Here is a 4266-nt window from a genome sequence, read left to right as displayed (position 1 = left end):
GATCTCGTCATCTCCAAGGAGGCAGCGGACCGACCAAAGGACCGCCAGACGCTTCCGCAGATCCGCCGCGACCTCGCCGAGTCTGGGGCTCTCGCCGCTCCGGGCGATCACCCAGATACCGCTCCCGGCGACGGCCGCCAGATGACCTCGTGGCGGCGCTCGGCGAGCGTCCGAACGGCTCGCGTGCGTCGCGACTTTGGGATGTCGCGGCCGACCGGCTCGAGGAGTACCGCCAGCGTTGGGGGATCACCGACACCGAGCGCCCACTGGGCGATGAACCCTCCGGGGCCGACGAGGTCGCCGATCGGCGGGTTATGGAACGACTGCTGCAGAGCACGCAGCAGGCGATGGCCCGCACCATCGGGCGGCCCGGGCCGTCGGTCGATCACGGCCGATAGGAGACCTGGTCAGGGTCGTCTGCGGCACCTCGTCTGCTCGCGGATAGCGCTGCAGCCAGCAGGCGGACGGCTCCTGTGCGGGGCACGGTGAGACGTCTGGGATCACCGTTCCACTAGCGCGATCGGGCCTGCCCGGCGTTGGCGGCGCCCTGCGAGCGTCCCATAGGCCTCAGTGGCCGTGCAGCCGAGGATCGTCTCGAGGGCCTCGAGTCTGTCGTCGTTGAGGTCCAGCACGTGCTGGTAGACGCCCATCGTGAACTTGGCGTCGGTGTGGCCGAGGAGGTACATCGCCCGCCTCGGCGGTACGCCGATCTCGGCGAGGATCGATGCGAAGGTCCGGCGCAGCGAGTGCGGCGTACAGTGCTCGATCCCGGCACCGTGGTCGTTGGCGGTGCGCACGATCGGCTCGATGACGTGGGTGCGGATGTTGTCGGGCGTCTGGGGTGTCGCGGCGCGTGTCTCGAACAGACGCCCGTCGGGCCGCGGCCGTCGGCGCTGGTAGTGCTGCACGAGCGCGGCGTGTACGAACGGGAGCATCGGGATGACTCGCTCGCCTGCCGTCGTCTTGGTGATGTCGCGTGTGACGGAGATACGTCGGCTGTCCATGTCGATGTGGCGGGCGGGCTGCAGCCCGCAGAGCTCGTCGATGCGCAGTCCAGTGCCGAGCAGCACGGCCCAGATGCCGTAGCGCGGGATGTCGTTGCGCCGGCGGCGGGGCTGCTCGACCCACAGCTCGCCGCGACGGATCTTGCGGACTAGGGTGTCGCTGACCCGGTAGCGGGCGGCGAGGTGTGTGTTCGGAGCGTCGGAGGCGCGGATCGCCTGGACGTCGTCCCAGTCCAGCCCCCGCTGTTCGCGTTCGACGTCGCTGGCCGCGTTCAGCACGGCTTCAAGCTCGTCGACCTGGAGGAAGCTGCGGTTCGGTTTCTGGGCGCGCACCATAGAGTGGCGATCGACGGGCTGGTGGCTGATGACGTTGCGCCGGCGTGCGTCTTCCAGGACCAGCCTGACTCCCGCGACGACCTTGTTGATCGACGCGTTGGATAGGCCTTTGCGCCGCTGCTGGTAGGTCCGCCCGGTGCTGGCCACACGCTCGGTGCGCATCAGCGGTGTGCCCGCTGCGGCTGCGGCCTCGACCTCCTCTCGCTCGCTCAGCAGGGCGGTGACCATGTCGTCGACCGCGCCGGTGTCGAGGGCCGTGATGGGCAGTTCGCCGATGTGCGCGATCGCGGCGCCCAGACGCCAGCGCAGTGCCTGCTTGGACTTTTCGGAGTCCATCCGCTTGGTGCGGGCGGCGTAGAAGCGCGACGCGACCACCGCGAACGTCTCATCCGCTGTGGCCGTCGGGGCGTCATCCACAACAGGCGCAGGCGGTTCTGGCGCCTTGGGCGGTGTCCACTCGCCCCGTTCCAGGAGGGTGGCGACCAGGGCGCGTTCGCGCTCGACACGCTCTTCGGTCCAGCCCTCCCAGGCCGGACCGAGCGGAACGAAGTGCCGAGCCCCGTTGTGGGTGACTCGCAGGGCGTAGCGGATACCGCGCTTCTGCTGGCGGCGGACGACAGCGCACGTCGCGGGCCTGGCCATCAGCGATCACCCTTCGTGAGATTCACGCGCCGCCCTCTCTGCCAACGTCACGTGAGACGCTGATGACCAAGGAACTACCGAGTCCTGAGGGCGAGAACGGAGCACGTGGCGGTGTTGGACATGGAGATCAACGGGGATGCCGGCGAGTTGGGGATCGCGGGAGCCGAAGGCGAGCGCGGTTCCCAACTCGCTGCGCGGGTCTCGTCGGCGGGGGCGCCTGACCCCGAGCTTGTTGAGAAGCCCAAGCGTCGGCGGTTTAGCGCGGAGTACAAGCTGCGGGTCGTCAGGGAGGCTGAGGCCTGCACCCGGCTCGGCGAGATCGGCGCGTTGCTGCGTCGTGAGGGCTTGTACTCGTCGTTGTTGACGGAGTGGCGCCGCGCCCACGAGGCGGGCGCGCTCGGTGCGCTTCAGCGCCCTCGGGGACGCCCGAAGACCGATCCGCGCGACACCGAGAACGCCGAGCTGCGTCGTCGCTTGGAGCGCGCCGAAGCTGAGCTGGTCAAGGCGCGCAAGGTCATCGAGGTGCAGGGAAACGTCTCCGCGCTTCTGGGCGAACTGCTCGAGCCCAGGGGCGCCAACGCGAGCACCGAGCGATGATCGCCGCGACCGTCGACGAGCTGACGTCGATCATCGGGACACGGCCGGCGTGTCGCGCGCTGGGCGCCGCGCCGGCGACCGTCTACCGGCACCGTAACCCGCCCGCGCCCAGGCCGCCCACGCCGCGCCGGCCGCCCGCCCGAGCGCTCAGCGACACCGAGCGCGAGGCGCTGCTGGCCGAGTTGCACAGCGAGCGGTTCGTCGACAGCTCGCCTGCGCAGGTGTGGGCGACGCTGCTTGACGAGGGCCGCTACCTGGCTTCGCAGCGAACGATGTACCGGATCCTCGCCGCGGAGCACGGCGGCGTCCGCGAACGCCGCAACGTGCTCGAGCACCCCGCCTACAGCGCGCCAGAACTGCTCGCCGAGAAGCCCAACGAGGTCTACAGCTGGGACATCACCAAGCTCAAGGGCCCGGCGAAGTGGACCTACTACCACCTCTACGTGATCCTCGACGTCTTCAGCCGCTACGCCGTCGGCTGGACCGTCCAGCACCGCGAGAATGGTCACGTCGCGCGCGACTTGATCGCCCAGGCCTGCCAGCAGCAGAACATCGCGCCCGATCAGCTGACCGTGCACGCCGACCGCGGCAGCTCGATGACCAGCAAGCCGGTCGCGTTCCTGCTCGCCGACCTCGGCGTCACCAAGACCCACAACCGGCCCTACACCAGCACCGACAACCCCTACAGCGAAGCGCAGTTCAAGACGCTGAAGTACCGCCCGACGTTCCCCGCACGGTTCACCTCGATCGAGCACGCCCGCGCCCACTGCCGGTCGTTCTTCGAGTACTACAACCATTCGCACCGGCACTCCGGGATCGGGCTGATGACCCCGGCCGCCGTCCACCACGGACACGCGCCTGCCATCCACGCCCACCGCGCACGCGTCCTCGACGTCGCCTACGCCGCCACCCCCGAGCGCTTCGTGCGTCGCCCGCCGACGCCGCCCGCGCTGCCCACCGCCGCGTGGATCAACGAGCCGATCGACAAGGAGGCTGCTCACTAAATTCGCAGCGCGAGTGTCTCATCCGACTTGACAGGCTCCGCCGCGCGCGGAGAGCAGCTGCACGTCGTCCGGCGTCGAGCGACGCGGTCGAGTGCGTCGCGGGGCCGGTTGCGTGGCTGGCTGTGCGGCCTGCTGGAGGCGAGCCCAGACCGCGGCGAGGTCGAAGCGGATCGGGGCGTTGCGTCCGGTGCCGAGCTTGAAGCCGCCCAGCTCGCGCCATCGGGTGTAGACCCAGGAGCGTTCGACCTTCAGCTCTGCGGCGAGTTGATCGACGGTCACGAGCCCCAGCCCGCGGCCCGCGAGCCGAGCGGCCACCTCCTGGGCGATCGCCTCGATGTCGTCGGGCTCCAGCGTCACACGGTCTGGACGACGCTTGTGGCTGCGCCCCCGCCGCCGCTGGACGGGTGTCGGAGGCACCTCGCCCCGGCAGTCGGGAGGGGTCGTGGCACCTGTCGGAGCGGCTGCACATGACTGCCATAGCCATGGAGGCCCAGCTTTTCGCCCTGTGGCGTGGTCGGACAAGCCTCGCCCGTGCCGGGGGGTTTTGGCACAGTTTTGGCACCCACTGCGATCGCGACGGTTGCGGCGACCAATTTCGACTCGTTCCGGAGAACGAGAAAGCCCCGCATTTGCGGGGCTTTCTTACGAAGCGGCTGAAGGGACTCGAACCCTCGACCTTCTGC

At 69.5% G+C, this 4266-nt stretch carries 4 protein-coding genes and 1 pseudogene; 2 read left to right on the top strand and 3 right to left on the bottom strand.

What is annotated here, in order from left to right; genetic code table 11:
* Positions 1-107: 107 nt before the first annotated feature.
* Positions 108-389, bottom strand: coding sequence for a hypothetical protein (locus ACRDUX_RS26660; RefSeq protein WP_526418167.1), 282 nt, complete (start codon positions 387-389; stop codon positions 108-110).
* A 111-nt stretch (positions 390-500) separates the two neighbouring features.
* Positions 501-1982, bottom strand: coding sequence for a site-specific integrase (locus tag ACRDUX_RS26655; RefSeq protein ID WP_526418165.1), 1482 nt, complete (start codon positions 1980-1982; stop codon positions 501-503).
* A 219-nt stretch (positions 1983-2201) separates the two neighbouring features.
* Between ACRDUX_RS26655 and ACRDUX_RS26650 the strand changes: the two are divergent.
* Positions 2202-3583, top strand: a pseudogene (locus ACRDUX_RS26650) (IS3 family transposase); the annotation flags it as partial.
* 18 nt (positions 3584-3601) lie between these two features.
* Here the strand turns inward: ACRDUX_RS26650 and ACRDUX_RS26645 are convergent.
* Positions 3602-3940, bottom strand: a complete 339-nt coding sequence (locus tag ACRDUX_RS26645; protein ID WP_526418163.1) for a hypothetical protein — start codon at positions 3938-3940, stop codon at positions 3602-3604.
* Between the two features lie 110 nt (positions 3941-4050).
* Between ACRDUX_RS26645 and ACRDUX_RS26640 the strand changes: the two genes are divergently transcribed.
* Positions 4051-4266: hypothetical protein (locus ACRDUX_RS26640; RefSeq protein WP_526418161.1), on the top strand; the 216-nt coding region annotated here is incomplete at its 3' end.

This window comes from Mycobacterium sp. (genome assembly GCF_050701675.1).
Taxonomy (GTDB): domain Bacteria; phylum Actinomycetota; class Actinomycetes; order Mycobacteriales; family Mycobacteriaceae; genus Mycobacterium.
The sequence above is the reverse complement of the archived record's forward strand: the minus strand, read 5'-3'. Positions and strand labels throughout refer to the sequence as shown.

Excerpts from the sequence above, each read along its gene's own strand:
- ACRDUX_RS26655 (WP_526418165.1), bottom strand. The coding sequence starts at position 1,982 with ATGGCCAGGCCCGCGACGTGCGCTGTCGTCCGCCGCCAGCAGAAGCGC.